The organism is Kocuria sp. PD6, assembly GCF_031844145.1.
Lineage (GTDB): Bacteria > Actinomycetota > Actinomycetes > Actinomycetales > Micrococcaceae > Kocuria > Kocuria marina.
On the sequence record NZ_JAUZUS010000036.1, the window covers coordinates 1 to 1,428 of the forward strand.

Genomic DNA, 1,428 nt, shown 5'->3' on the forward strand with positions numbered 1-1,428 from the left:
GGCTCTTCGCAGTTGAGGGGGTGGGTGGTTGAGCGCGTTGATGCCGGGGTAGGGGTCGAGGTCTCCCGATGATGGAAGTTCTCACACTGACCATCTGCCCGGAAGACCTCGACGTGCTCCACGCTACCTTCGCGACCCCTGACCTGACCGTGTTCTGCCGACTCGATGAACTCGGCCTTCAGGCCGTCGGCCAGTGCCTTGAGCCGGAGCGGGCGGTGATCGAGTGCCGTGTTGCGGAGCCGGATCCGTGGTGTCGGGGTTGCGGCAGCCAGGCGCTCTCCCGCGGGACGGATACGCGGCTGCTCGCGCACGAGCCGTTCGGACACCGCCCGACGACGCTGCTGATCCGGGTCCGCCGCTACAAGTGCGCCGGCTGCGGGCGGTCCTGGCGAGAAGACCTCACCGCGGCGGCGCCTGCGCGGGCGAAGCTGTCCCGTCGCGGGATGCGGTGGGCGCTGGAGGGCATCGTGCTCGACCATCTCACCGTGTCCCGTGTCGCCGCGGGCCTGGGAGTGTCGTGGCATACGGCGAACTCCGCGGTCCTCGCCGAGGGCAAGCGGCTCCTGATCGATGACCCGGCCCGGTTCGACGGGGTCGGTGTGATCGGCGTCGACGAGCACGCCTGGCGTCACACCCGCCACGGCGACCGCTACGTCACCGTGATCATCGACCTCACCCCGGTGCGGGAGAAGACGGGACCGTCCAGGTTGCTGGACATGGTCGAAGGGCGCTCGAAGCAGGTGTTCAAGACCTGGCTCGCCGAACGCCCCCAGACTTGGCGGGACGGTGTCGAGGTCGTCGCGATGGATGGGTTCACCGGCTTCAAGACCGCGACCGCCGAAGAACTCCCGGACGCGGTCGCGGTGATGGACCCATTCCACGTCGTGAGATTGGCCGGCGACGCGCTCGACGAGTGCCGCCGCCGGGTTCAGCGCGACGCACTCGGGCGCCGCGGGAGGAAGGAGGATCCGCTCTACAAGGCCCGCCGCACCCTCCACACAGGAGCGGGGCTGCTCACCGAGAAGCAGCAGACCCGCCTGGAGAACCTGTTCGCCGACGAGCAGCACGCTGAGGTCGAGGCGACCTGGGGCATCTACCAGCGGATGGTCACCGCCTACCGGGAACCCGACCGGAAGCTCGGGAAGTTCGTCATGCAGCTGCTCATCGACTCCCTCTCCAGCGGCATCCCCACCGGACTGGCCGAACTGCGCAAACTCGGCAGGACACTGAAACAGCGCGCCGCCGACATCCTCGCGTTCTTCGACCGGCCCGGCACCAGCAACGGCCCCACCGAGGCCATCAACGGACGCCTCGAACACCTCCGCGGCTCCGCCCTCGGCTTCCGCAACCTCACCAACTACATAGCCCGCGCACTCCTCGAAGCCGGCGGATTCAGACCACACCTACACCCCGAATTGTGAAGAGCCG

At 68.3% G+C, this 1,428-nt stretch carries 1 protein-coding gene; it reads left to right on the forward strand.

Features of this window, described 5'->3' with window-relative positions; genetic code table 11:
* The first annotated feature begins 71 nt into the window (after positions 1–71).
* Entirely contained in the window at positions 72–1,421 is a 1,350-nt protein-coding gene (locus Q9R22_RS13265) for an ISL3 family transposase (RefSeq protein WP_396415681.1), read from the forward strand.
* Positions 1,422–1,428 lie beyond the last annotated feature (7 nt).